Origin of the sequence: Hymenobacter cellulosivorans (assembly GCF_022919135.1) — a bacterium.
Classification (GTDB): Bacteria; Bacteroidota; Bacteroidia; order Cytophagales; family Hymenobacteraceae; genus Hymenobacter; species Hymenobacter cellulosivorans.
The window spans coordinates 322,057-348,778 of the sequence record NZ_CP095049.1; the positions used below are offsets into that span (position 1 = coordinate 322,057).

Sequence of the window (26,722 nt, forward strand, 5' to 3'; positions counted from 1 at the left end):
GCCTTAAAAAAATGTTTAGGCTACTCTAAAAATTTGTTTCTTTGTTGAGCTACCTGATACTCTATTCATTATGCCCCCACTCGTACAAGCTTCCCCCACTCCTCCTTTGACCGAGAATAACTCCGGCTGGCGCCAGGAGCGCAAGCATAACTCCCTGAGTGAAGTATACGCCAGCATCAAGGTACCGGCGGCCAATGCCTCTTTCTGGCGTAAGCTGGTGGCCTTCTGGGGCCCGGGCCTCATGGTAGCCGTGGGCTACATGGACCCCGGCAACTGGGCCACCGACATTGCCGGCGGCTCCCGCTACGGCTATACGCTGCTTTCCGTCATTCTGATTTCCAACCTGTTTGCCATGTTGCTCCAGCACCTGGCTGCCAAGCTGGGCATCGTGACGGGGCGCGACCTGGCCCAGGCCTGCCGCGACCATTACTCTAAGCCCGTGGCTATGGTGCTGTGGGTATTCTGCGAAGTAGCCATTGCGGCCTGCGACCTGGCCGAAGTCATCGGCTCGGCCATCGCCCTGAACCTGTTGTTTGGGCTGCCCCTGCCCTGGGGCGTGGTGCTCACCATCCTGGACGTGCTGGTGGTGCTGTTTTTCCAAAATAAGGGCTTCCGGGTTATTGAAAGCATTGTGGCCGGCCTTATTGTGGTCATTTTTGGCTGTTTCCTTTACGAAATCCTGGTTTCCCACCCTGATTACCTGGGCATAGCCAAAGGCTTGGTGCCGCAGAAAGAAGTAGTGACTACGCCGGGTATGCTCTACATTGCCATCGGCATTCTGGGTGCTACGGTGATGCCTCACAACCTGTATCTGCATTCCAGCATCGTGCAGACCCGGGCCATTGAGCAAACTGAATCCGGCAAGCGCATGGCCATCAAGTTTGCCACTATCGACTCGACGGTGGCGCTGTTTCTGGCGTTTTTCGTGAATGCGGCCATTCTGATAACCGCGGCGGCCACCTTCCACACCAACGGCCTGTTTCACGTGGCCGACATCACCGATGCCCACAAGCTGCTGGCTCCCGTGCTGGGCGCCGGCGCGGCCGGGACCGTGTTTGCCATTGCTTTGCTGGCCTCGGGTCAAAACTCGACGCTGACCGGCACCCTGGCGGGCCAGATTGTGATGGAAGGCTTCCTCGATTTGCAGCTCAAGCCCTGGGTGCGCCGCCTCATCACCCGCGCCATTGCCGTGGTGCCAGCCCTGATAGTCACACTGCTCTACGGGGAGAAAGGCACGGCCGACCTGCTGGTGCTGAGCCAAGTGATTCTGTCGTTGCAGCTGAGCTTTGCGGTAGTGCCGCTGGTGCTGTTCACGGGCAGCAAGGCCAAGATGGGCGTATTTGTCAACCGGCCGGTGTTACAGTTGGTGGCCTGGGTGGTATCGGGCATCATCATCGTCCTGAACCTGTACCTGCTGTTCTCTACCTTCTTCAAATAGCCAGAAGGCGCAGGGCTTTGGCTCTGCGCCTTTATTGCGGCTTTACTTTTAGACTCGTCTAAATAAAAATAAGAGTTCATCCTAAACCTCGACTATTCCACTATGAAAACACTTCTGCTCCTGTTCCTCTACTTCTGCACAACTGCCTTGGCCCAGGCCCAGACCGGCTCTATAAAAGGCACGGTGCGGGCTGAAGGCAAGGTAGTGCCCTTCGCCAGCATTGGCCTGAAAGGCACTACGCTGGGCACTACGGCCGACGAAAACGGGGCCTTTTCGTTGGGTAAGGTACCAGCGGGGCCGCAGCGGGTAGTAGTAAGTGCGGTAGGCTTTCTGCCGACGGAGCGGACCGTGACAGTGAGCAGCGGGCAGGCAGCAACGGTGAACGTGGCGTTGAGCGGCAACAGCAACGAGTTGGGCGACGTGGTGGTAAGCGGCACGCTGAGCGAAGTAGTGAAAAGCCAGTCGCCGGTGGCGGTGGAGATTTATACGCCGCGCTACTTCCAGAAAAATCCCAGCGCCTGCTTGTTTGAGAACCTGACGATGGTCAACGGGGTGCGGCCCCAGCTCAACTGCAACATCTGCAACACCGGTGACATCCACATCAACGGGCTGGAAGGGCCCTACACGATGGTACTGATTGACGGTATGCCCATTGTCAGCTCCCTCTCCACGGTGTATGGGCTGAGCGGCATTCCCAACAGTATGGTCGACCGGATTGAGGTGGTGAAAGGGCCGGCTTCCACGCTCTACGGCTCAGAGGCTGTGGGTGGGCTTATCAACGTTATTACCAAGAACCCGGCGAAGGCACCCCGCTTCACAGCCGATGCCTTCGGGACTTCCCATGGCGAAATGAACCTGGATTTGGGCACGGCAGCCAAGGTTGGAAAGGCCACTACCCTACTCAGCACCAATCTGTTTGGCTACGACCAGCGCCGCGACGTAAACGAAGACGGCTTCACCGACTTGCCGACCCAGAAACGCGGTTCGGTGTTCAATAAATGGTCGTTGCAGCGGCCTCAGGAGCGGGTAGCTAACCTGGCCGGGCGCTATTACTACGAAGACCGGTTTGGGGGGCAGCTGGGCTGGACACCCGAGTTTCGGGGCGGCGACAGTATCTACGGAGAGAGTGTGTACACGAGCCGCTACGAGCTGCTGGGCCAGTACCAGCTGCCGGTAGCAGGCCAGAAATTTATGCTCAGCGGCTCCTATAACCAGCACCGCCAAAACTCGGCCTACGGCACCACGCTGTACCGGGCCACCCAGCGCGTGGGATTCGGCCAGCTCACCTGGGCCCGGGAGTTGAGCATCCGGCACAGTCTGCTGCTGGGCGCTACCTACCGCTACACTTGGTACGACGACAACACACCCGCCACGGCCCGCCCCGACGGCGACCAGACCGTAACCCAACCCGACAAAACCAGTCTGCCCGGCATTTTTGCCCAGGATGAGTGGAAGGTAACCGAAAACGCCACCCTGCTGGCCGGCCTGCGCTACGACTACAACTCGGTGCACGGCAGCATTCTTTCGCCCCGTCTCAACTATAAATGGAGCAAGCCCGACAACAGCCAGGTGGTGCGCGTGGGCGTGGGCAACGGCTACCGCGTGGTAAACCTATTTACGGAAGACCACGCCGCTCTGACCGGAGCCCGGCAGGTGGTAGTACCCGAAGCCCTGCGGCCCGAGCGGAGCTGGAATGCCAACGTGAATTACCAACGCTTCTTTACCACCGCCGTCGGTCAGCTCACTGTCGACGCCAGTGCCTTTTATACTTACTTCACCAACAAAATCAGCCCCGACTACACCACCGACGTCAACCAGATTATCTACCGCAACCTGGATGGCTACGCCGTGTCGCGGGGCCTGACGCTAAACACGGACTTCACGTTTTCCCGGCCCCTGAAGGTTATTGCGGGCTTTACGCTGATGGACGTGTTCCGGCAGGAGCGGCCCGAAGGCGGCGGGCCCCTGCGGCGCGTACAGCAGCTCCACGCCCCGGTTTTCTCGGGCACCTATGCCGTGAGCTACACCCTGGCCCGCCTGGGCGTGGTGATAGACTATACCGGGCAGGTGAACGGACCCATGCAGCTGCCCGTGCAGCCCAACGACTACCGCCCGGCCCGCTCCCCGTGGTACTCCCTCCAAAACCTGCAACTCACCAAGCGCCTCGGTGAACACCTGGAAGTATACGGCGGGCTGAAAAACCTGCTTGATTTTCTGCCCCGCCACGTGCTGATTCGCGCCTTTGACCCCTTCGATAAATACGTAGGCCAGGACAATCCCAACGGCTATTCCTTTGACACTGAGTACAACTACGCCCCAGTCCAAGGTCGCCGCACTTTCCTGGGGCTGCGCTATACTCTGTAAATACCATCTGTATAAGTACGCAATTGCGCTGCTGCATGCACCGGCCGCCGAGCTTCTGCGTATGCGGGCTGAATAGTACAATTTTTTCCTCCGCGCTATGAAGTTCTGCTCCCTACTCCTGACCACACTAGTACTCCCCTTCTGGGCCGCCGCCCAAAACCAGGATTCCATAACGGCCAAGGCTGGCTACAACCTGTTTCGGCCCACGCCCCGCAACATGATGCGGGAATTGCGCCCCGACCGGCCCGGCTACTCCGAAAGCCCATTCACCGTCGACCCCGGCCACTTTCAGATTGAGAGTGACTTGCTGCGCCTGGTGAACAAGCAGGAAGAGCAGCACCACGAACGGAATTTCTACCTCAACCACGCCCTGCTCAAGCTCGGCGTTACGACCCGGACCGACGTGCAGGCCGAGCTGGATTCCTACTCCGTTGAGAAAGAGTGGGACGACGACCAGCCCGAGGAAAAACACCAGGGTTTCGGCGACCTGACCCTGCGGGTAAAGCACACCTTTCTGGGCGAAGACGGTAAGCCCGACGCCTTGGCGCTTATCGGGTTCGTGCGACTACCGGTAGGGCCGGCGGTGGGTACCAGTGTTACAGAATACGGCCTGATTGTGCCCTACAGCCACGATTTTAGCAAGCAGTTCAACCTGCAATTCCAGTTGCGCAGCGACCTGGACTACGACCGGGACGAGCAGCAGCGCTACGTGATGCTGGCCCCCAGCACCGCCGTCGACGTGGAGTTTTCGGAATTTCTCTCGGCCTTCGCCGAGGTTGTCGGGATATGGAATACCCGCCAGAATGCCTGGCAGGCCAACTTCAATGTGGGCCCGCAGCTGCACCTGAGCGACAATCTCATCGTGGACTTCGGCACCCACCTGGCCCTGACCAAAGAAACAGACCACGAATACTTTTTGGGCGTCAGCTTCCGCCGGTAAGGTTCTGCCTTCACAAAAAAGCCCGTGCTGATTACAGCACGGGCTTTTTTATTAGCAATAACCAAGTGGTTAGCCATTATCCGTTATCAGGGAGCGGGTTTGAGCTTTCCAATCGGTGATAAGCCAGACGATGATGGAGAAGATACCCAGGCCCAGAAACAGGTTTCGTTCGTCGCTATTCGCCTCGAAGTGGAACAGGAAAGGTGCCGCGGCCAGAGCCACGCCGGTGAGCAGGTCTAGCCAGCCGTGCACCGGAAAAGGAATCAGGCGCAGCAGGCCCAGGCGGAAATCGGTGAGCAGCGTGACGAGCAGGTAGCCCCCGGCCAGCACGAAGCAGGCCGTGTCAATGGCGGGTTCCAAGTCGAACATAACGGGGGCCAAGGCCACGAAGGTGATAAAGCACACGTCAATGATTCCGTGGGCGGAAGGTGAAAGGATTTTCATAGCACGGTGAGGGTTGAAAAGAGGCGAAGCAGTTTTTCTACGCTAGCACGTCGAGAAGGATATTGTTGACCTTCAATTTATTACCCGTTATAAACCCACAAAAAAGCCCGGCTACTATGCAGTAACCGGGCTTTACGACTTGACAGCTCAGCGTAATACGCTAAGCTTAGTGATTGGGCATCATCGTGCCGTGGCCGTGAGTCTGAGTGTGAGTATCAGCATGCCAATCGGTCAGCATCCAGGTACCGAGGAAAAGCACGCCCATGCCCATGAAGAAATTACGGGCCGTTTCGTTGTCATCGGCAAAGCCAAAGAGGAAGGGCGAGGCCAGCAGGGCAATGCCGCTAACGAGTTCCAGCCAGCCGTGCATCGGGAACGAAATCAGGTGGGCAACCCCCATTTGGAAGTCAGTAAGCAGCGTAACAACCAGATAGCCGGCAGCCAGTACATAACATACGGTAGCGTAGGTGCCGTCCAGGTCGAAGAGCGTGGGGGCCAGGGCAAACAGCAGAATCGTTCCGTAGTCGAGCATGCCGTGCACGCGGGGTGATATAACTTTCATGGTGCGAAGTTTTAAGGGTTGGAAGTGGTACTAACTGCGCTTTTGTACGCCCTTGCAACCCAAAGGATATTGTCGAGCTAATAAAAAATATAATTTATGGATGAGTTTATAGCTTTAACGGTACAGCTGTACCTTATCTATACCAGCCCCGAAAGCCGGGCAAACTCACTGCCCAGAATGGCTTGGTCATCGGCCCCGAGCCAGTCGCGCAGGATGGTGGCGTATACGCTGCGAAAGTCGAGCTGATACTTCAGGTCACCCTGGTCGAGGTTGAGCAGATCGGGGGCGTCGTTGAGGATGCCTTTTTGCCGCAGGCCGCCGCCGAGCAGCAGCACATTGTTGGCCGTGCCGTGGTCGGTTCCGTTGCTCGCGTTCTGAGTCACGCGGCGGCCAAACTCGGAAAATACCAGAATCAGCGTGTCGTTGAGCTGCCCGCTTTTCTGCAAATCTTCAACAAAAGCGCCCAGCCCGCCCGACAGGTCGCCGAGCAATTTACCCTGCTGCTCCTGCTGCCGCACGTGGGTATCGAAGCCGGTGAGCGAAACGTAGAACACCCGGGACTCGATGCCGGAATTAATCAGTTCGGCGGTGGTCTTGAGGTTCTTGCCAAACTCCGTATTCGGATATGTTATGGCCGATTTATAGACTTTGGAGGTCTGGTAAAGGTAGTCGGCCGAAGAAGCCGTTTCGGCCAGGGTCTTGTACAGATAATCCAGCTCGGAGCCGCTGCCACCGGCTTTTTCCCCGCTCACCTGCCGCAGAAATCGGTTCTGGGTGACCTGGTGAAACTTCTCCGGATTTTTCAGCGCCAAGCCTTTGCGCAGCTCGCCCTTCATAGCCAGGCTCAGCGTGTCATCTACTTCCAAACCATTGTAAGGCACCTGGCAGGCCGAGCAGCTAGAGTCGAGGTAGCGGCCGAGCCAGCCGGTCGTCACGTACTGGTCGGAAGCCGAGCCGCTCTGCCAGATGTCCATGGACCGGAAGTGGGACCGGTCGGGGTTGGGGTACCCTACGCTGTTGAGCACCCCCACCAGACCCTGGTCGTAGAGGCCCTTGAGCTGGGTCATGTGGGGATTGAACCCCAGGTCTTGGTCCAGGGTCAGAATTCCGCTTTGCTCCTTGATTCCCAGCGTGGGCCGGGCCTTGTAGTACAGGTCGTTACGGAAAGGCACCACCATGTTCAGACCGTCGTTGCCGCCGCCGAGCTGCACCACCACCAGACGCTTGCCGTTGGAGTTGCGCAGTTGCGGCACGCCCTGCTGGTCTAGGGCGTGCAAAAATTTGGGCACGAACAGCAGGGAACTGGCCAGCACCGAAGTTTTCAAAAAGTCGCGGCGGGAAGTAGGCATATTGGTTTTGGGTTAAGCAGTCAGGCTTGATCTGGCGTCCACTTGTTGAAGCACCTTTCCCGTAGAAGTTATCTGATTGTCCTTGCACGCGAGATTTATCGGCAAGCTCGGCATGACGCTCGGCCTATTTATTCGGTGCAGAAGCTCCTGCTTACATCAGCTGGTACTCGGGCAGGCTGAGCAGGCTGGTCACCATGGTGCGCAGGCGGCCTTCGGCAGAAGCTTTCTGGGCCATTTGCTGCACCAGTTGCAGATTTTCGGGCCGGATGGGCGCCTGCAGCAGGAACTGGCTGAGTGCGGCGGGCTGCTGGGCTTCGGGTGTTTTGGCCAGCAACAAGCCCAGTGGCGCCAATTTGGCCTTGGCTTTCACCGGTTGGCGAAAGGTTCGGTCGGACTTGGTTTGCTGAGGGTCGAGGTCGTTTTCATCTTCCTTGAGGGCGATGCTGATTTCGGCGTTTCTGAGCAGCACCTGCGGCAGTTGCAGACGAAACAGCAGCGTAGACGAGTCAATCCAGCTGCGGCCGCCGGCCCAACCCGCCACGTTCGGCGGCTCAAACAGGGTCTGGCCCAACGCTTTCTGGAATACAATCAGCGGCTTCTTATCCTCCAGCTCCACGCCCAACGTACGCTTGATGCCGGCCAGCAGCTCAATGGGCGACTTGATACGGGTGCCCACATTAGCCGCGTCGTAAAACCAGTCGGCCGTAAACAGGCGCTCCACCAGGTCACTGATGTCGTAGCCGCTCCGGAAAAATGCCTGGGCCAGGGGCTGAATATGGGCCGGGTTGGGCGCGTCGTTGACGAAAAACCGGTAGAGCTTGGTGGTAATGAACTCAGCTGTATGGGGCTGCTCCAGGATGATGCGGAGAATGTCCTCGCCGCCGAAGTTGCCGGTGCGACCCAGAAAGATTTTCGGGCCAGCGTCGTGCTGCCGCTCCCGAAACACAAACTGGCCCTGGGCGTCGTAGCTCCAGCCGGTGAAGGCCCGGGCGGCTTCCTTTACATCCTGCTCGGCGTAGTGCCCGCGCCCGATGGTGAAGAGCTCCATGACTTCGCGGGCGAAATTCTCGTTGGGGCGTTGCTTGCGGTTCTGCTGGTTGTTGAGGAATTGCAGCATAGCCGGCTCCTTGCTCACGGCCAGCAGCAGGTCGCTGAACTTCCCGAGAGCCAACTGCCGGATGGTGTTGTTAAGCTGCAAAGCGGCAGCGGGGCGGCGAACCCGGCAGGCGAAGTGGCCGTGCCAGAAAAAGGTCATTTTCTCGCGCAGTTGGGCCGGCGACGTGGCCATTCGCTCTAGCCAGCCGGTATTCATGGTGTAGAAAGCCTCCCGAATCTGCCGGTTCTGCTCCTTGCGCTGCTCGGACGTCAGCTCGCCTTTTTTCAAAGCCGGGGCCTGCGGGTCCTGGCGCAAATCGGGGGTCGGAACCGGGGTCATGGCCTGCATTTCGGCGGCCTGAATCCTGGGGCCAGCCAGGGGCTGATACTCCGCCGCATCCCGCAGCAACTGCCGCAGCGCCTTGCGCGGATTGGGGTTAGCGGCAATATCCTGCGGCCGCGGCCCAAAGCCCGCGCGCCAGTACAAATGCTGCAGTTGCTGTTGGTTCGTCATATCCCTTGGACGCAGCTTAGTGCCAAGGGTTTAATTTCAGATTCTGGCCAATGAATTTCGCGCAATGTCCCGTAGTACATGGCGCAGAGCTTCGCAGTGCATGTTCGAAACAGCGTCAATTACCGCCCGCGCCATTCACACAATCCGACCCATCCTCAACATCCGTCGAAACCAAGTTCGGCGTGCCCAATCTGTGGTCTAGAAACGAGCCCCGACTACCACGCTCTTTTTGTATTCCTTTTTCTCGCCGCTGGGCTGTAGGAGCTCTATGTGCAGAATGTAGTAGCCGATGGGGACTTTGCGGCCCTGGTCGTTGAGGCCGTCCCACTGGAAAAAGCCCGAAGTGGCCATGGTTTCGTTGCGCACCAGCCGCCGCGCCAGGCGGCCCTGGGCGTCGTACACCGTAATGCTGGCCGCAAAGCCGGGCTGGTCGACGCGGTAGTTGAGCGTGGTGAAGTCCTGCTGGCCATCGGCGTCGGGCGTAAACACCTCGGGCTCCAAGGTAAAGAGCTTGCTCCCGCCGGGGTCGTCCTGATATTGGGAGTTGCGCCGGCCCGGCGTGGCGTAGCCCACGGTACTGGCGGCCGAGTGGAAGTTGCTGGCCACGCTCGGCCCGTCGGTCCGGATCCGCTCCAACGACACGCCATCCTTGGAATCGAGCAAGCCCAGGTGCTGGTTTTCGTCGAAGTCATAGCGGTCCAGCAGGCGCTTTTGCGAGTCGAATACCAACACGGTGCCGGCATCATCGGCCAAGGTGGGCAGCGCAGGCAGGGTTAAAAAGGCGTTGGGGTCGTTGGTTGGGTACTGGCTTTGCACCAGGTCAGGCTTGGTAGTCAGCACCACCAGTTGGCCCGGCGCCAGCACATAGGGCCCGCTGCTGATAGGCTCAGAGACCACGCCGCCGGGAGCTATGTTGCCCAACTCCCAGCCCTGCAGGTTCAGGTATTTGTTTGAGCGGTTAATAAGCTCGACAAAATCAACGCCGCCGCTGCGCGGGTTGAACAGGATTTCGTTGATAACCACGTCATTTTGCGCCGGAGCTGAGGGCAAACCAAACGTAGCCGTAGCGGCCGCCCCGGTAGCATTGCCCACGCAGTCGGTGGCGCGCTGCACACTCACGGTAATAGGCTGACTGGCGGCCAGCGCCGAGCCCAGCGTCAGGTCCACGGCCCGGAAATCCGGGGAAACGGGCGCGGCCCGGGTAACGGTAGTGTTGGGGCTGAATGTATACAGGGCTGGGTTGGCTGCCGACACGCTGTCGAGCTTTTCCCCAAAGAACAGCCGCACTATCGTGGGCGAAACCGCCACGGCCCGCAGGAGCACCGGCGCGGTCCGGTCGGGGTTGGTGGCCCGCACCGAGTTGGCCCGACCGGGCGTGCCCCCGCTGGCATCGGTGCTCGCCGTCCAGTTCTCATTACCAGCGCAGAAGTTGCCGGCATCCACCATTTCCAGGGCCCAGCCCCCGTCTTTCTTGGCCGCGTCCTTGTACCAGGTACTCGAATACGAGACTTCAAACAGCGTCCGTCCGTCCCGGGCCCGCAGCACGAGCTGGTCCCCGTCGTTGGATAAGCTCGGGAAGTTGCTCAAGCCAAACACGCTACCGTAGCGGGCAAACAAAGCCGTCCGGGTACTACTGCACACCACGGCGTACTGGCCCGGCTGCAGGCGGGTCGTATCCGGAAACACGGCGGCTGAGCTGCTGCCCGGTTTAAGGAGCCGCATACCGCCAAGGTCCAGAATCCGGGTGGTGGGGTTGTGAATTTCCAGGTACTCCGAAGCCGGCAGACCTACAGTCGGCGTTTCGTCGGCCAGGATTTCGGTGATGATAACCTGCCCTACCGTGGGCACCACCGGTAGGCCAAACGTGACGCTGGCCGCCGCGCCGGTAGCATTGCCCACGCAATCCACGGCGCGCTGCACGGTGGCCGTGTAAAGCTGGGCCGCGGCCAGCGGGGTAGCCAGCGTCAGCTCTACGGCCCGGAAATCAAAGGGCACGGGCGTTACGCGGGTAATGGTCAGGCCCGGGGCCAGGCTGTAGAGAGCCGGATTGGCCGCCTGCACGCTGTCCAGCTTTTCATCGAATTCTAGGCGCACTACGGTAGGACTGAGCACAGAGGCGCGGCGCAGCAGCGGCGCGGTCCGGTCGGCGTTGGTGGCCCGCACCGAGTTGGCCCGACCGGGCGTGCCCCCGCTGGCATCGGTGCTGGCCGTCCAGTTGGTGGCGCCGCCGCAGGGGTTAGCCGTGTCTATCATTTCCAGACTCCAGCCTCCCTCCTTTTTTACCGCGTCGCGGTACCAGGCATCGGTGTAGCGCACTTCGAAAAGAGTCCGCCCGTCGCGGCCCCGCAGCAGCAGCTCGTCGCCGGCATTAGTCAAAGACGGAAAATTGCTCAGGCCAAACACCTTTCCATAAGCGGCAAACTGGGCCGTGCGGGTACTGCCGCACACCACGGCGTACTCGCCGGGCAGTAGCTGAGCCCCGGCCGGAAACACGGCCGGCGTGCCGGTGCTCGACGTACGCAGCAGCCGCACCCCGCCCAGATCCAGCGTCTGCGTGGCCGAAGGGTTGTGAATCTCCACGAACTCCGAAGCCGGCAACCCTACGACCGGCAGCTCGTCGGCCAGGATTTCAGTGATGAGCAGCTGATAGTAGCCCGGGGCCACAGCGGGCGGCGAGAAGGTGAGCGTGGTCGTCAGGGGTCCGGTTATATTGCCGTAGAGGTCACCGGCCCGCAAGGTCAGCGTATTGGCACCCGGGGCCAGGTCGGCGGCCAGCGTCAGGTGCACGAGGCCTACATCAGAGGCGTCGCGCACGACGCTTACGATGACCGGTGTGCCGTTATTAAATTGGTAAGTGGCTACGTTGGGCGTAAAAACCGGCTCATTGAACAGTACATCCACCTGCCGGGCACTTACGATGGAGGCACTTTGCAGCACGGGCGCGGTGTTGTCGCTGATGCGAAAGTCGTCGAAGTAAAAGTTGCGGTTATTCGTAGCCGAGTAGGTCAGCGTGACTCCGAAGAAGTTGCTGCGCTGGTGGGTAGCGTCGGTTACGCTGCCTTCCGCCGTGAAATTCTGCCCGCCGTTCAGGTCGCGCTCCAGCGTCCAGACGTTCTGCACCGAGCGGGTCACGCGCACCCGCACTACATTGCTGGTCGTGGAGTTTAAGGTGCTGTTGGCTCCGTCGATAAGTACGGCCGCCGTAGCCGAGGCATTCTTACGAAACAGGGATACTTCGTCGTCGGTGCCGCCCAGGCGCACGAAATAGCCTTTATTGGCCGCCGCCTTCAAGTCGGCCTGGTCGGCCATAAGCCAGACGTCGGCGTAGTTGGAGCCGGAAGTAGCCAGGTTGAGCTTGGCGTAAAACTCCCAGGTGGTGCCCGTGGCAGCCTGACTGGCGGTAACCAATTGGGTGGTACTGGGTGTTACGGCCGGGCCGTTGCTTTGCAGCTGCTGGCTGGCATTGACCACAAAATCGGCGGTGCCACCGACCCAGGCCGGGTTTTGGGTGAAGTCGCCGTCGGTAAAAGATTCGGTCAGCTGGGCGTAGGCAGCGGGCCGACAAAGGCTCAGCAGGAGCAGCACCAGGCCGAAAAGTCGTTTATCTCCTCGCAGATTTACTAAGGTACTTTTTGGGGTAGAAGTTTTCTGCATAGTAGGTTTGTAAAATAGCCGATGTTCGTTGTGTAATGATTGGCGCACGAGCTGCCTAAGTAACTTGCTTTTCCCGACATTTGCCACGCGTACAGCCCAGCTGGCTGACGCTTTTTTTCTCTTATTGCCATGAAAGTAGCCGTAGTAGGTGCCACCGGCCTGGTCGGGGGCGAAATGTTGAAAGTGCTGGCCGAGCGGAATTTCCCGGTCACCGACTTGTTGCCCGTCGCCTCGGAGAAATCTGTGGGCCTGCCCATTGAGTTTCAGGGCAAAACCTACCACGTCATCAGCATGGACGACGCCATTGCGGCTCGCCCCGACGTGGCTATCTTCTCGGCCGGGGGCAGCACGTCCAAGGAGCAGGCCCCCCGCTTTGCCGAAGTTGGTACCGTAGTCATCGACAACTCCTCGGCCTGGCGCATGGACCCCACCAAAAAGCTGGTCGTGCCCGAAATCAACGCCAAGGAACTAACTTCGGAGGATAAGATTATTGCCAACCCCAACTGCTCCACCATCCAGATGGTGCTGTCGTTGCACAAGCTCCACGAGGCGTTCCGCATCAAGCGTATCGTGGTGAGCACCTACCAGAGCGTGACCGGCACCGGCAAGAAAGCGGTGGACCAGCTCATGGAGGAGCGCAGCGGCCAGGATGCCAGCAACCCGGCCTACCCCCACCGCATCGACCTCAACGTGCTGCCCCACATCGACGTGTTCGAGGACAACGGCTACACCAAGGAGGAAATGAAGATGGTGAAGGAAACCAAGAAAATTCTCGGCGACGACTCCATCCAGGTAACGGCCACGGCCGTGCGCATCCCGGTGATGGGCGGGCACTCGGAGTCGGTGAACGTGGAGTTTGAGCAGGAATTCGAGCTGGAGGAAGTGTACCGCCTGCTGCGCGCAACCGAAGGCGTGGAAGTCGTGGACGACGTGGCCAAGAACAGCTACCCCATGCCCAAGGACGCCCACGGCAAAGACAGCGTACTGGTAGGCCGCCTGCGCCGCGACGAAAGCCAGCCCCGCACCCTGAACATGTGGGTGGTGGCCGACAACCTGCGCAAGGGTGCCGCTACCAACGCCGTGCAGATTGCCGAGCACATGATAAAGCTGGGTCTGCTGAAGGCCTAGTACTAGTCTTGCTGGGTGAAAACCCCGGTATACTCAACATAATTGGGCCTGTCGGCAAGCAGCTGGCAGGCCCAATTACGTTGAGTAGCCCGCCGCCCAGCTACAGCAATGCTTTACCGCTGCCTATCCCCGCTTTTTTTCCTCCCAGTATGAGGCCTGTTCTATACTTATTGCTTACGCTAGGCGCCTGTTTGGCACTACCCTACTGGGGAGTGGCCCAGCCAGCAGCACCCAGCTCAATCCGGAAAGCGGCTCAAGCCCCGAAGAATACGTCGGCGCTGGGGCAACAGCCGCGGGTTTTTGAGGAACGAGGCTACTTTTTCGTGGAGCAAATGCCAGTATTTCCAGGTGGTCAGGTCAGCTTAGACCAGTATATAGCAAGTCATCTTTGGTATCCGGCCCAAGCCAAAAAGGAAAAAATAGCAGGAGCCGTTTCCGTGTGCTTTATGGTAGACCCGGAAGGCAACGTCCGACGCGCCGAGGTAGTCAAAGCCCGGCATCCGTTGCTGGACGCCGAGGCGCTCCGCGTTATTTCAACCCTGCCCGCCTGGAAGCCCGGCCGGCACAACGGCCGCTTAGTTCCTGTTTCGATAATAGTCCCCGTCCGATTTATACTCAACTAGGCAGCAGATCAAACAAGAAGGCCCTCCACAGAGGGCCTTTTTTGCTACTCCCCAAACACCGCCCCGGCAAAGTCCAGCACGGCCCGGCGCACTTCCTGTGGCTTTTCATAATAAGCCAGGTGCCCCACGTCGGCCAGGAACAGGGCGTAGCTTACCGGGGCCAGGGGCGCCAAAGCCACCGACTGCTCCAGGGGCACGGCCACGTCTTCCTTGCCGGCAATGAGCAGCACAGGGAACTTGGCCTCGCGTAGCACCTTGGTCCGGTCGGGGCGGGCGGCCATGGCCCGCATGCCGCCCACGATGGTTTCGAGGGGCGTGGCTTTGCCGATTTCCTCCAGAAACTCGCGCTGGGCCTGCATGGCCTCGCGGTGTACCGGGGCAAACAGGGGCCGGATAAACGACTCCATGAATTTCTCCACGCCATGCCGCTCCACGAAGGCCACGTTCTTTTCGCGGTTGGCTTTTTTCTCCTCCGAGTCGGCGTAGGCAGAGGAGTTGAGCAGGCACAGGCCCGCCACCCGTTCGGGCCACCGCTCAGCAAAGGCCAGGGCCGCGTAGCCGCCCATGCTGTGGCCCACAAACAAGGCTTTATCCACGCCGGCGGTGCGCAGCTTGTCGGCTACGTAGCGGGCCTGGGCCTCCATGGAGTAGTCGCGCACGTCGTGGATGTTGGTGCCGTGCCCGAGCAGGTTGAGAGTGATGACGCGGTAGCCGTCGGGAAAGTCGCGGCAGAAGTCGGACCAGATTTCGCGGCTTTCGGCGAAGCCGTGCAGGAAAACCAGGGTGGGTTGAGCGGATGACATACAGTAAAAGACTACCGCAAGAAGGCGGCATAGGGTTGAACTGGGCACAAGTACGCACTTTTGCCCCAGCCGTTTCTCTTCTCCTTGCGCTCATGCCCTTCGTTCAGCGTCGCTACGCCCATTACTTCATTGCCGTACTGGCCGGCCTATTCTTCGCCCTGCTGGGCCGCTTCACCTTTGCCAGTGAGTTGCTCAACCAGGGCGGCGGGTTGCTCATGCTGGGCTTTCTGGTGCTGATTCCGCTGGGGCTGGGTGCCGTTACCGAGCACTTTGCCCCTTCTGCCGACGTCAAAGGATTTGCATTTCTATGGCGGCCCTGGCTGGCCTCTATCCTCTTTATGGTGACAGCCTTCGTGTTTCACCTCGAAGGTTTTATCTGCCTGCTGATTATTTCACCGCTCTACGTGGTTATGTCCCTGCTGGGAGCGGCTTTCTACCGGATTCTAACCCGCAACCGCCCCGGCCCGAATGGCCGGCGCAGCACCTTCATAGTGGCGGGCTTTGCCCTGTTGCCTTTCGTGGCCGCTCCCCTGGAAAGCCAGTTTGCCGCCCCCGACGACTTTCGCCGCGTCGAAAACACGATTCTGATTAACGCCCCCGTGGAGGCCGTGTGGCACAACATCATCCGAGTGCCCGCCATTTCGGCCCAGGACCTGGGCCCGAGCCTGATAGACAAAATCGGCTTTCCAAGGCCGGTGGAGGCGACGTTGTCTTTCGAGGGCGTGGGCGGGGTGCGGCACGCTACTTTCGAGCGGGGCGTCGAGTTTATCGAAACCGTGGACGTGTGGGAGCCGCTGCGGCGCATTTCCTTCAGCATCGTGCCCAATACGGCCACTATTCCGCCCACCACCTTCGATGAGCACGTCACCGTCGGCGGCCGGTTTTTCGACGTGCTGCGCGGTACCTATGAGCTGCAACCCGCCGGCCCCGGCCAAACCCGGCTTATCCTTTACAGCCAGCAGCGCTTGAGCACCCGCCTCAATCCCTACGCCGGGCTGTGGACCGACTACGTGATGAGCGAAATCCAGGCGCGCATCCTGCGGGTGGTGGCCAAACGCAGCGAAGCCGAAGCAGCACAGGCTACTTCGGCTTCGGGAATTGTATCGGGGCGGCACTAAGCTGGCGGGGCAGATCCGCCGGCCTAGGTCCGGATTCCGCTAGACTTAGGCTGCTACTTCGGCTTGCTGCTTCACGAACTGCACGTTGGCAAACAGCTTCACGTCGTCGCCGAGTACGATGGAGCCGGTTTCGGTTACGGCGCTGAAGGTTAGGCCAAACTCCTTGCGGTTGATTTTGCCAGTTACTTCAAAGCCAGCCTTTTCGTTGCCGTAGAAGTCGGTGGCGGTGCCGCCGTACTCCACGTCGAGGGTAATGGGCTTAGTCACGTCTTTCACCGTCAGGTTGCCCAGCAGCTTGTAGGTGTCGTCGCCGGTCTTGCTCATGCCCGTCGATACGAAGGTGATGTTCGGGTAGGTCGGCACGTCGAAGAAGTCGTTGTTGCGCAGGTGCTCGTCGCGCTGCTCCTGGTTGGTGTCGATGCTGTGCACGTCGAGCGAGAAGGTTACCTGGGCATTTTCGAAGCTGTCATTTTCGGTAATGGCTTCGCCCGAAAACTTCTTGAACGAGCCTGTTACGGTCGAAATCACGAGGTGCTTGATTTTGAACTGAACCTCGGAGTGCGTGGGGTCAATTGCCCATTTGGTAGTGGCCATGATGCGGTGAAATTGGGGTTGTTTCTTGATTGATGCTGGCTCAGCTGCGGCAGCCAGAGCTGCTGCGGCTGATTGATGATGCAAATATACAACTAGTGTACATACATCAATGTACCTACATCAATTATTTTTTATTTGGTTCATCCGATTCTCTGCTCTGCTCCTACCCCATCCTGAATCAGGGCTCTGATAATCTCTCCTCTGGGCGAGCTGTATTGGGCGCCGCACCGGGCATTATCCAGCACATCTCTCCCTCTCAGTCACTTCTTTCCAAGTGGTTTTTACCTCCTAAACAGAGCTTGGGGATTCCTGGCCGTTTACTTTTCCCGCCAACCCTTTCGGAAGCTACAAGTCCAGTAAAACACAAAGCCCCGCCGGACGAATCCAGCGGGGCTTTTCCTATAGCTAATTCCCTTACAGAACCACTTTCTCAACAGCTGCCTTAGCGGCTACCTTGCCGGCCATTTCGCGCACGGCGGCGGCAATACCGGCAACATCGAAGCCACACTCTTTGTAGAGCTCATCCTGGGTACCGTGCTCCACGATGCGGTCCGGGATGCCGAGGCGCTTCACGGGTACCGAGTAGCCGTGGTCGGCCATGAACTCCAGGATGGCGGCGCCGAAACCACCGGGCAGGCAGCCGTCTTCCACCGTTACAATGGCTTTGTACTTGCTCAGGGCGGCGGCCAGCATTTCCTCATCGAGGGGCTTAGCAAAGCGCATATCGTAGTGCCCTACATTCAGGCCTTCGGCGGCCAGCTGCTGAGTAGCCTTGGCGGCGTAGTTGCCGATGTGGCCGATACTCAGAATCGCCACGCCTTCGCCCTCGCGCACCACGCGGCCGGTGCCCACGGCGATTTTCTTAAGCGGCGTACGCCATTCGGGCATCATGCCTTCGCCGCGGGGGTAGCGGATGCTGAACGGACCCATATCGGGCAACTGGGCCGTGTACATCAGGTTGCGCAGCTCCTCCTCGTTCATCGGGGCCGATACCACCATGTTCGGGATGCTGCGCATATAGGCAATGTCGTAGCAACCGTGGTGGGTGGGGCCATCGGCACCGGCAAAACCGGCCCGGTCGAGGCAGAACACCACGTTCAGGTTTTGCAAAGCCACGTCGTGCAGCACCTGGTCGTAGGCGCGCTGCATAAACGAGGAGTAGATGTTGCAGAACGGCACCAGTCCCTGCGTGGCCAGGCCCGCGGAGAAGGTCACGGCGTGCTGCTCGGCAATGCCCACGTCGAAAGCGCGGTCGGGCATGGCCTTCATCATAATGTTCAGGGAGCAGCCCGAAGGCATGGCGGGCGTTACGCCCATCACCTTGTCGTTCTGCTCGGCCAATTCCACCATCGTGTGGCCAAACACGTCCTGGTACTTCGGCGGCTGGGGCTTCTCGTAGGTCTTGGTGTGGATTTCGCCGGTAATCTTGTCGAACAAACCCGGGGCGTGCCACAGGGTCTGGTCTTTCTCGGCTAGAGCGTAGCCTTTACCTTTCACGGTCACACAGTGCAGAATTTTGGGACCGGGAATGGTCTTCAGGTCTCGCAGAATAGTGGCCAGGTGCTGCACGTCGTGCCCATCCACGGGGCCGAAATAGCGGAAGTTGAGAGCCTCAAACAGGTTGCTTTGCTTAAGCAGCGTAGCCTTCATGGCCTGCTCCACCTTGCGGGCAATCTGCTGGGGGTTGGGGCCAAACTTGCTGAGCTTGCCCAGCACGTTCCAGAGCTCGTCGCGCACCTTATTATAGGTGCGGGAAGTAGTAATGTCGGTAAGGTATTCCTTGAGCGCGCCCACGTTGGGGTCGATGCTCATGCAGTTGTCATTGAGGATAACAAGCAGGTTGGAGTTGGCTACGCCGGCGTGGTTAAGAGCCTCAAACGCCATACCGGCCGTCATGGCCCCGTCGCCGATTACGGCAATGTGCTGCCGGTCCTTCTCCCCCTTATAGTCGGAAGCCACGGCCATGCCCAGCGCCGCGCCGATACTGGTGCTGCTGTGCCCCACCCCAAAGGCGTCGTACTCACTCTCCTTGCGCTTGGGGAAGCCCGACATACCGCCGTAGCGACGATTGGTGGGGAACCGGTCGCGCCGCCCGGTCAGGATTTTGTGGCCGTAAGCCTGGTGGCCCACATCCCATACCAGCTGGTCGTAGGGCGTATTGAAGACGTAGTGCAAGGCTACCGTCAGCTCAACCACGCCCAGAGAGGCCCCGAAATGGCCTCCGTAAATGGAAACCGAGTCGATAATGAACTGTCGAAGCTCCTGGCTGACTTGAACCAGTTGATCTTCACTGAGCTTTTTAAGATCGTCAGGCGAGTTTATGGCCGCCAGCAATTCACCGGGTTCGACAAGCATCTTGAGAGAGGGCAAGGGGAGGATTTTCAGCAAGGCAACAGACAGAGGAGCCTAAAGGTTAGCGGCTTTGTACTATTTGCCTTTGTAACACGCAAAGGTACGACTTTTCACAGGTACCGGTTGTGGGCACGGCAGTGAGTCGGGTGACTACGGGCAAGCCCGTCGGGGAAGGGTAGTTAGGCGGCCGTTAAAGCTAGGCCGTTATTTGCAAGCGGCCGTCACGTCGACGTAGCCGAAAGGATTGGTGGCCGAGCCGTCACCGTGGATAATGGGGTAGTCGCCGGCCTGAATTACGACCTGCGAGTAGCCAAAGGCGTGGGCAGTTTCGTCATCGAACGTGGTGCCTTCCTTGGCTACCGTGAACAGCTTTTCAGCATCAATATTTTCCTGCTGTTTGGTGAAGATGATTCGGATGGTGCCCTGGCTCGTCTTAGGATCTACGTTAACCGGGGCGCTTAGGAAGCCCGTGCCCTCGCCTACTACTGGGTACTCAGCCACGTTATGCTGCGTGAGCCAGATACGGATATAGCAAATGCCCGCGCCCCCGCAGTTTCGGTCCCAACGGCCCCAGCGCCAGTCAATGAGACGGCCTGCCGTTTGCTCGGTACCGGCCACGGGATTGATGATTTTGTCGCCCACTTCCACGCGCTGCGTGGTGGCGGTGGCGCGGGGCTGGGTCGGTGCTACCGTGGTTTGCTCGCAGCTGGCCAACAGCAACACCGTCCCCATTGCCACTATAGATGTATAGATATTGAATCGCATAATAATAAAAGATAAAATACTATAAAATAGATACTTACAATAATTACAAATACACAAATGATAGTCTAGAACCGGAGCCGGCCGCAGAACCGGCCCCGGGTTAGTAGGCGTAGTGCTTATTCACACCGCACAGGCACATCCACGTAGCCGTAGGGGTTGCGGTCAGTACCATCACCGTGGATAATTTTGTAGACGCCTTCCAGCAGGCTAAGCTGCTTGTAGTCGCCGCCCAGCAAACCGGGCTTCTCCAGGCTCAGCACGGTGCCGCCGTCGGTCAGGTCGAAGTCGTCGCCCTCGTTGATGTTTTTCTGGTCGCTGGTGAAGATGATGCGCATTGTGCCGATATGGGTTTCCGGATCGACGTACTCGGGGGCGCTAAAGAAGCCCGTACCCTGGCCTGCCACCGGATACTTCACAATTTTGTTGGCTTCCACCGTACCCTTCACGAAGCAGATACCGCGGTTGGGGCAGCCCGTACCCCGACCAAAATGCAGCTCGAAGCCAAACCCGGGACGTTGCAGGGTTTCGGGTAAGGGGTTGATGATTGGCTGCCCATCCTTGATGGCGTGCACGGCGGGTTTGGCCGCTACGCCATTGGGTTTTACCTGACTGTTTTCGCAGCTTGTCGTGGCTGACAACAGCCCTACGAGGGCAATAAAGCTATTATACTTACGCATAAGGATAAAAGATTAAATTGTTGATAACTAGTTAATTGAAATATATAAAATAGAATCATGGAGCAGACTAGCAGGGCTTACTTGCAGAGCACGGGCACATCCACGTAGCCGTAGGGGTTCTGGTCGGAGCCGTCGCCGTGAATGGTTTTGTACACGCCTCCCAGCAAGGTATACTGGGAGTACTCGTCGCCGAGCATGCCGGGCTTTTCTAGCTCGATGACCGTGCCGCCTTCGGGCAGGGCAAACTCGTCGGTGGCGTTAATGTTCTTCTGGTCAGTGGTGAAAATGATGCGCATGGTACCAATATGCGTTTCGGGATTCACTTCTGCCGGCGCACTAAAAAAGCCCGTTCCTTGGCCCGCAATGGGATATTCCATTCGGTTGAAGAAGGTAACGCGCACTTTGACGTAGCACACGCCGCTACCATGACAGTCGGAACCGCGGCCGAAGGCCATACCAACACCAAACCCGGGTTTCTGCAGAGTGCCAGGTATCGGGTTGATAATCGGCTCACCGTCCTTGATGGCCGCGCTAGTTGGCAGAGCTGCTACTGCGGCGGGCTTTACGGCCATGTCTTCGCAGCTCATGGTGCTTACCACCAGCCCTAGCAGGGCCAACGCTTTGATAGGCTTTAACATAATGATAAGAATAAGGATAACGGATAGATAAGGATAGCACTAACACTCTTGACTGCAGCTCCTTCTGGGAAGATGGCCTTCGTCGTATTTGTTGATTAAAGGTGTAAAAAGCCGGACAGGACAGAAAAAATAATACACCAACCCGGCGTTTACCGGTATCAATTAGCACCTCCAGAGGGCCAACTCCGCGGCTGAGCAGTCGGGGCGGGCCAAAGAATGTCTATTTTTGCCAGGCCCACCTTTGCTTACGCCTATGCCGCTCACCCAGCACAACAACCAGGAGCAGCAACTGCTCGACAAGCTCAAGCCCTCGCGCATTGTCTTGCCGGTACTCATTGGCCTGGGAGTAGTGGGCTTCATGTTCTGGCGCAGCTACCAGCCCGGCGACCTGGCGCCCCTGGCCAATGCCAAGCTACACTGGTTGCTGGTGATGCTGGCCGTGCTGCTGGCCCGCGACCTGGGCTACATCTACCGAATCCGCCATATCTCGGAGCGGGTGCTCAGCTGGCGCCAAAGCCTGGATGTGATTATGATTTGGGAATTTGCGTCCTGCGTTTTGCCCTCGGCCGTAGGTGGCACGGCCGTGGCCTCGTTTATCCTGAACAAGGAGGGAATTTCCCTGGGCAAGTCCTTGGCCTACGTGATGGTGACGGCCCTGCTCGACAACCTGTACTATGTAGTCACCGTGCCCTTGGTAGTATGGCTGGCTGGTGATGCCCTGTACCCGCACGAGGCCCTGCAGGGCGGATTGGTGGCCACGCTGAAAGGAGCCTTCATTGTGAGCTACGTGCTGGTCACGCTCTACGCCCTGCTCATGCTGTACGCCATTTTTGTGAATCCTGAGGCGGTAAAGCGGCTGCTGGTGCGGCTCTTTTCCATCAAGGGGCTGCGGCGCTGGCGGGCCAAGGCCTACCAGCACGGTAATGAGGTAGTGTGGGCTTCGGCCCAGCTGCGCGGCAACGGGGCCAGCTACTGGCTGCGGGCTATCGGCTCCACGTTCTTCGTCTGGACGGCCCGCTACCTGGTTATCGGCTGCATCATTGCCGCTTTCGTCGACGTGAGCTGGAGCGAGTTCCTGCTGATTTTTGGCCGCAACCTGACCTACAAAGTCATCCTGCTGATTGCCATTACGCCGGGCGGGGCGGGCATTGCCGAAGGCGCTTTCCCGACCTTCTTCGGTAAGTTTATCGGCACGCCCACCATGACCAACTTCGTGGTGTTGCTCTACCGCTTGGTGACCTACTACCTGTATCTGGTGCTGGGGGCTGTATTTTTGCCACGCTGGGTAAGCCGGGTGTTTGGCACCCGGCAGTCAGCAGCTCAGTAGCTTAGGCCCGCGGCTTAACGGTCTTCATCATCTTTACAAGGGCATCCTTTTCATAGCTTGAGAAGGGTGCCTTCGTGCTTATTAAGGCTTACTGACTTCAAGCTGCGGAGCCGGTTCCGTAGGCTGCGGGCGTTGGTAGCTTTGCCAGAACAGCGGCCGGTAAGGAGTTTTTGATGCCTGCCAAATTTCTCCCCGACGAAGGGTTGGGTCATCTTGCCCCGCCAGCAAATCGGCAGGTGTGGGCTGGGGTAGCGGGGTGAAATACTCTTCGCAGAACTTTTGGGCATAGAACGGTTTGCCACCCAGTATATGACCGATACTTACTACTTGCGCTACGCTGCTCGCCACGTGGTAACGACCATTGGCCCCCTGCTCATACGTGACTACATGGGCCTTGCGGTGGTCCGAAAAAACTTCGGGGTATAGGCGCGCAATGTCGCTTTTGGTGCCGTGGTATTTGCGGGCAATAGCGTTGTTTTTCACCGTGTCTTCCTGCCACAACGCCTCATAGCGCACCACGGCATAGTCGCGCTGCCGCACGTACACTTTCCCGGCATAGCCACTGACAAGGTACATGCCCGTAGACCGGTTTGTGGCCCGTTTTACGGCAAAGCGAATCACGTAGAGTGTTTCGCCGCTCCGCTGCTCGATGCTGTCAAACCGCAACTGGTACTTACCCAGCGTACCCGACTTGAACAGGGGCGAAATTCGTACGGGGTCGGAGCCGGCCGTAAAAAATCCGTGGCCAGGCTCCAGATATACCGAGTAGTCGGCCGGCTCCTGAGCGGGAACCAGCGCGTGCTTTTCCCGCACCAGGTGGGTTTGCTTAGGCCCCATCATCAGGAAGCCCCCGTGCCACTCTTTAAACCCGGCCGGATCGAGCACGTCACTTACGTATTCTACCTCGTAGCGCAGCGTATCGAAGTTGGTAATTCGGCGGTGGGAGTAAACCTGGGCGGCGTAGTTCTGCTGTTCATAGTTGGTAGCCGCGGCCTTTATCACCTTCTTCATAATCCGGTGCGGATCCTGCGACTGGGCACTCACCCGCACGTCGGCCAGGGCAAAGGCGGCGGGCACGAGCTGAACCGCTAGCGGGGCCGACGATGAACGAGCTGTCAGCATAACCGGTTCGTAGCCGATGCTGCTGACCTGTACGGTTTCGCCTTGGCGGCTCGGCAACCGGAAGCGGCCCTGCGCGTCGGAAATGGTCCCGGTGCTCCGACTGGGCACAGCTACAGTTGCAAACGGAACGGGGCCCCCCGTTTTATGGTCGAGCACGGTGCCGGTAAGCAGAATGGCCGGTCCGGTCTTACCGGCAGGCCGGGTGGCTGGGTTGAGCCCGCGCCGGGCCGGGCTCGGTGCTGAGCCGGATAGGTCGGGCGTAGCCGCCGCAGTGGCCGCAGACACAGTTGCCGCGTGCGGTGGATTCACTGATTTAAGGAACAGAAACCCGTCGACGACCTCGCTCCAGCGCCCCGTCATTGGCTTGTACTCAAACGCGTACGTAGTGAGCATCTGCCCCGGGGCATCGTGCTTCAGACTCACAAAGCTGTACTCTTCACTTTTGGCCAATAGCTGCGCTTCCAGCGTACCAGCAGCGGGGGTGGGCACGGCCACAGGTTTGCCCCAGGAGCCAAAACCGTGGCTGCCGCCGCCCGCTAGGGTACCCAGCACATACACGGCATCCGGGCCCAGCTTGGCTTTCACGGCCTGCCCCATAGAGCGAAATTCTTTTACATCATCACCACTCAGGACGTGCACCTTGTTGGCCAAGTGCCCCAGCGCTCCCCAGCAAATTACCTTTTCCCGGGGGTGCTGGCGCACGTACCACAGTAGGTTGTCGGCCATCTGGGCATCGCGCGGGTTGCTGGTAGTAGCCGTCCACTCCGAGGAGTCCCGTGCGGCTGGGTCGTTGGTAGCATAGTCGTGAGCTAGGGCCTGCAGGCTGCGCAGGTTTTGCAGCCAGAAAACGGCCCGCTCCCGGCGTTGTGCATCCGTTCCGGCCGCTACTTTCTCCAGCAGCTTGCGGGCCTTGCCGATCTGCAAATCGAAGATGAGAATCTGGTGGGTGGGCGGAAAAAGAAAGTTCTCGCCCATCGTGCTCAGGCACTCTTCCAGGTAATCATAGGCCAGCTCGTTGCCTCCTTTCTCCGGTTTGAGCAGTGCTTCCAACTCCTCTAGCTGGCTTTCCTGGTAAGCTCCGCTAAGCTGACTATCGAAGCCCGCTACGCGCAGCCGGCCTTTGCCCAGCAGCGGCAGCAGGGCCTGAAACTCCTGGGTGCCGGTCCACACGTTGAACACGCTGGCTTCTATGGCTTCCCGCACGGGCACGCCGGTCGAAATCTCACGTTGGGCCTTATCCAGCTCATAGAAGCCGCTTTCAAAAGCCACGGTGGTAAAGCCCAGGCGCTGCTGCAAAAAGCGTATCAGCCGGATTTTGGCTTCGGTAACGTTGCCTTCGCCATGAGTGGGCTCACCCAGCATCACGACCTGCGCCCGGCCTATTTCCTGAACCAGAAACTCCAGGTCGGCAAAGCTCGTGTCGGCGGGGCTTATACTCCGCACAGGGCGGGCCGGCAAAGTAGGCTGGGCCTGTACTGCGAGGGCTAATACCAACCACAACAGGCAGATGCCCAGCAAACGACGGATAGAAAACATGACAATAGATTAGCAACGCAGAATATAGAGCGCTAATCTAGTCGATTTTAGGGTGCGGCTTTCAGCTGGTAGGAGTGAATACGTCTACTCTGAGGCATAAACAGATAGCAGGCTTACAAAAAAAAGGCCGCTTCCTGTACTAGGAAGCGGCCTTTCCAAAAACGGCTACAAGGAAAATTACTCCTTTTCGAGGCGCAGCTCGGCGCCTTCGGGGCTTTTCAGCGTGAGTTTGTCGTCGGTCAGCGTTACCACATCAAAGCTGTTGCTGGTAGCAGCGCCATCGGGGGTCAGCATAATTTTCTTACCGGGCTGGTCGAAGGTGTACTTACCATTGACGGCCCCGGCGGGTGAAGTCATGTTGTACTGACCGTTGGCGAAGAACGTAAGCCGCTCGTCTTCCTGGGCGTCGGTCTGTTTCACTTTCTCGCCGCCGGCGCTGAGCTCTTTGTCAGTTTTCCAGACCTTGCTCTCCGTACCGTAGAGCATATTTACGCCTTCAACTTTACCTTCCTTGCTACCGCAGGCAGACAGGAACAGAACGGCCAGCGTCAGCAGGCTGGCGAGTAAGCGAAAGGAAGTGGGGAGAGTTTTCATGAGGAAAGAAAGGGTTTTGGGGAAGGACAAAAACAACCCGCCGCCGCCCAAATAGCGGCTAGCGTTGCGGTTCTTACGGGGCAGAAGCTAAAGAGTTAAGCCTAGCACGGCTGGGCTTAGGCGGCCACAACCAATTTCAACCCCGGGGCGTAATAGCCCCTGATACCGTGGCCGTCAGGCACATGCGGTACTGCCACTCTCCCCTCACCTTAACCGACACATACTCATGGGACTGTTCGATTTCCTCAGCAATAAAGGCGAAGAAAAACCGGTTCAACCCGCCGCCAAGCCCGCCGCCGGTGGCACCGATTTTTTCGGAAATAATAATGCCGCTGCCAACCCCACGGCGCAACCCGCCGCCGCAAAAGGCGACTCTTACACTGTGGTAAGTGGAGATTCACTCTCCAAGATTGCCAAAAACCACTACGGTGACGCCTCGAAGTGGCACCAGATTTACGAAGCAAACAAAGCTATTATTGGCGCTAACCCCGACCATATCGAAGTGGGTCAGCAGCTTACGTTACCTACCCTTTAGGTCCTTTTTTGCAGAAAAAGGTTGGAAACGCCGCCCGAGCTTCGGGCGGCGTTTTTTTCTGCCTGCTTTTTTGGAAAAGCAAAAAAACTTTTCGCAGAATTTGGTCTTCTCAATTCCATCTGTACATTTGCAGTCACCAACCCGGTACTCTCCCAGAACGATGGGACAGTTTGAAAGAATTTATACAGAAGCGGCGAGAGAACAGGCTCCCTGACCCGCTGGCAACCTTCATCTGATGAAAGGTGCCAATTCCTGCCCGCCCGGCGTAAGGCCCGCGGGAGCTATAAGTCGAGTACCATGGAAAACAACCCCGCTTCCGCTTTCATCTCCCCATCCGCTGCAGCCGCCTCTGTGCCCGCTGCCTCGCCGATGGGTTTGCGCGTTTTCGCCGCTGGGTTTTCGCCCCGGCTGGCCGCACGAATGCGAATGTGCAGTTGGTCCACGTGTTGTTGCTGTTGCTAGCCCACTGAGCGCCTAGCTTCTCCCCTTTCTCCTTTTTTCTGGCTTTCCCACCGTGTGCGGCCACTTGCTGGTGCACTTCGGCGCAGGG

Annotated in this window: 21 protein-coding genes and 1 riboswitch; of the genes, 8 read left to right on the top strand and 13 right to left on the bottom strand. The window is 58.7% G+C overall.

Going from position 1 to position 26,722, the window contains the following annotated elements; all coding sequences use genetic code 11:
- Positions 1 to 70 precede the first annotated feature (70 nt).
- The 3 genes from MUN80_RS01490 (at position 71) to MUN80_RS01500 (ending at position 4,742) form a co-directional block, all read left to right on the top strand.
- Complete coding sequence (locus MUN80_RS01490) at positions 71 to 1,438, top strand: Nramp family divalent metal transporter (protein ID WP_244718679.1); 1,368 nt, start codon at positions 71 to 73, stop codon at positions 1,436 to 1,438.
- 102 nt (positions 1,439 to 1,540) lie between these two features.
- Complete coding sequence (locus tag MUN80_RS01495; protein ID WP_244718682.1) at positions 1,541 to 3,802, top strand: TonB-dependent receptor; 2,262 nt, start codon at positions 1,541 to 1,543, stop codon at positions 3,800 to 3,802.
- Between the two features lie 97 nt (positions 3,803 to 3,899).
- Positions 3,900 to 4,742: a transporter gene (locus tag MUN80_RS01500; RefSeq protein WP_244718685.1), complete on the top strand. Its 843-nt coding sequence runs from the start codon at positions 3,900 to 3,902 to the stop codon at positions 4,740 to 4,742.
- A gap of 69 nt (positions 4,743 to 4,811) precedes the next feature.
- On the opposite strand, the gene MUN80_RS01505 is transcribed toward MUN80_RS01500, so the two are convergent.
- The 5 genes from MUN80_RS01505 to MUN80_RS01525 form a co-directional block, all read right to left on the bottom strand.
- A complete protein-coding gene (locus MUN80_RS01505; RefSeq protein WP_244718688.1) occupies positions 4,812 to 5,186 on the bottom strand; it encodes an SPW repeat domain-containing protein in 375 nt (124 codons plus the stop codon).
- Between the two features lie 166 nt (positions 5,187 to 5,352).
- The gene (locus tag MUN80_RS01510) at positions 5,353 to 5,748 is read right to left on the bottom strand and encodes an SPW repeat domain-containing protein (protein ID WP_244718691.1); all 396 of its coding nucleotides are present in this window, start codon (positions 5,746 to 5,748) and stop codon (positions 5,353 to 5,355) included.
- Positions 5,749 to 5,885: 137 nt separating this feature from the next.
- A complete protein-coding gene (locus MUN80_RS01515; protein ID WP_244718693.1) occupies positions 5,886 to 7,097 on the bottom strand; it encodes a DUF1501 domain-containing protein in 1,212 nt (403 codons plus the stop codon).
- Between the two features lie 151 nt (positions 7,098 to 7,248).
- Positions 7,249 to 8,706, bottom strand: a complete 1,458-nt coding sequence (locus MUN80_RS01520; RefSeq protein ID WP_244718695.1) for a DUF1800 domain-containing protein — start codon at positions 8,704 to 8,706, stop codon at positions 7,249 to 7,251.
- Between the two features lie 198 nt (positions 8,707 to 8,904).
- Positions 8,905 to 12,291 (bottom strand): lamin tail domain-containing protein, encoded by a 3,387-nt coding sequence (locus MUN80_RS01525; protein ID WP_244718697.1) that lies wholly within the window; start codon positions 12,289 to 12,291, stop codon positions 8,905 to 8,907.
- 198 nt (positions 12,292 to 12,489) lie between these two features.
- On the opposite strand from MUN80_RS01525, the gene MUN80_RS01530 reads away from it, so the two are divergent.
- Positions 12,490 to 13,488 carry an aspartate-semialdehyde dehydrogenase gene (locus MUN80_RS01530; protein WP_244718699.1) on the top strand — a complete coding sequence of 333 codons (999 nt, stop codon included), beginning with the start codon at positions 12,490 to 12,492 and terminating at the stop codon, positions 13,486 to 13,488.
- A 332-nt stretch (positions 13,489 to 13,820) separates the two neighbouring features.
- A complete protein-coding gene (locus MUN80_RS26170) occupies positions 13,821 to 14,111 on the top strand; it encodes an energy transducer TonB (protein WP_375373975.1) in 291 nt (96 codons plus the stop codon).
- A gap of 44 nt (positions 14,112 to 14,155) precedes the next feature.
- Here the strand turns inward: MUN80_RS26170 and MUN80_RS01535 are convergent, their stop codons facing one another.
- Complete coding sequence (locus tag MUN80_RS01535; RefSeq protein WP_244718701.1) at positions 14,156 to 14,914, bottom strand: alpha/beta fold hydrolase; 759 nt, start codon at positions 14,912 to 14,914, stop codon at positions 14,156 to 14,158.
- A 92-nt stretch (positions 14,915 to 15,006) separates the two neighbouring features.
- Between MUN80_RS01535 and MUN80_RS01540 the strand changes: the two genes are divergently transcribed.
- Positions 15,007 to 16,032 (top strand): SRPBCC family protein, encoded by a 1,026-nt coding sequence (locus tag MUN80_RS01540; RefSeq protein ID WP_244718703.1) that lies wholly within the window; start codon positions 15,007 to 15,009, stop codon positions 16,030 to 16,032.
- A gap of 45 nt (positions 16,033 to 16,077) precedes the next feature.
- Here MUN80_RS01540 and MUN80_RS01545 read toward each other — a convergent pair whose 3' ends face one another.
- The 5 genes from MUN80_RS01545 to MUN80_RS01565 all read right to left on the bottom strand — a co-directional run bounded on the left by MUN80_RS01545 (position 16,078) and on the right by MUN80_RS01565 (position 21,058).
- A complete protein-coding gene (locus MUN80_RS01545) occupies positions 16,078 to 16,626 on the bottom strand; it encodes a YceI family protein (RefSeq protein ID WP_244718705.1) in 549 nt (182 codons plus the stop codon).
- Positions 16,627 to 17,040: 414 nt separating this feature from the next.
- Positions 17,041 to 18,981 carry a 1-deoxy-D-xylulose-5-phosphate synthase gene (dxs, locus tag MUN80_RS01550; protein ID WP_244718708.1) on the bottom strand — a complete coding sequence of 647 codons (1,941 nt, stop codon included), beginning with the start codon at positions 18,979 to 18,981 and terminating at the stop codon, positions 17,041 to 17,043.
- 201 nt (positions 18,982 to 19,182) lie between these two features.
- Positions 19,183 to 19,710, bottom strand: coding sequence for a hypothetical protein (locus MUN80_RS01555; protein ID WP_244718711.1), 528 nt, complete (start codon positions 19,708 to 19,710; stop codon positions 19,183 to 19,185).
- Between the two features lie 149 nt (positions 19,711 to 19,859).
- Positions 19,860 to 20,420, bottom strand: coding sequence for a hypothetical protein (locus tag MUN80_RS01560; protein ID WP_244718714.1), 561 nt, complete (start codon positions 20,418 to 20,420; stop codon positions 19,860 to 19,862).
- Between the two features lie 77 nt (positions 20,421 to 20,497).
- The gene (locus MUN80_RS01565) at positions 20,498 to 21,058 is read right to left on the bottom strand and encodes a hypothetical protein (protein WP_244718717.1); all 561 of its coding nucleotides are present in this window, start codon (positions 21,056 to 21,058) and stop codon (positions 20,498 to 20,500) included.
- A 253-nt stretch (positions 21,059 to 21,311) separates the two neighbouring features.
- Here MUN80_RS01565 and MUN80_RS01570 point away from each other — a divergent pair, with 253 nt between their 5' ends.
- Positions 21,312 to 22,385 carry a lysylphosphatidylglycerol synthase transmembrane domain-containing protein gene (locus MUN80_RS01570; RefSeq protein WP_244718720.1) on the top strand — a complete coding sequence of 358 codons (1,074 nt, stop codon included), beginning with the start codon at positions 21,312 to 21,314 and terminating at the stop codon, positions 22,383 to 22,385.
- 81 nt (positions 22,386 to 22,466) lie between these two features.
- Here MUN80_RS01570 and MUN80_RS01575 read toward each other — a convergent pair whose 3' ends face one another.
- Positions 22,467 to 25,043, bottom strand: a complete 2,577-nt coding sequence (locus MUN80_RS01575; RefSeq protein WP_244718723.1) for an erythromycin esterase family protein — start codon at positions 25,041 to 25,043, stop codon at positions 22,467 to 22,469.
- Positions 25,044 to 25,220: 177 nt separating this feature from the next.
- Entirely contained in the window at positions 25,221 to 25,637 is a 417-nt protein-coding gene (locus MUN80_RS01580; protein ID WP_244718726.1) for a hypothetical protein, read from the bottom strand.
- Positions 25,638 to 25,863: 226 nt separating this feature from the next.
- Here MUN80_RS01580 and MUN80_RS01585 point away from each other — a divergent pair, with 226 nt between their 5' ends.
- Positions 25,864 to 26,172, top strand: a complete 309-nt coding sequence (locus MUN80_RS01585) for a LysM peptidoglycan-binding domain-containing protein (RefSeq protein WP_244718729.1) — start codon at positions 25,864 to 25,866, stop codon at positions 26,170 to 26,172.
- Between the two features lie 177 nt (positions 26,173 to 26,349).
- A riboswitch (SAM riboswitch) is annotated at positions 26,350 to 26,462 on the top strand.
- The last annotated feature ends 260 nt before the right edge of the window (positions 26,463 to 26,722 follow it).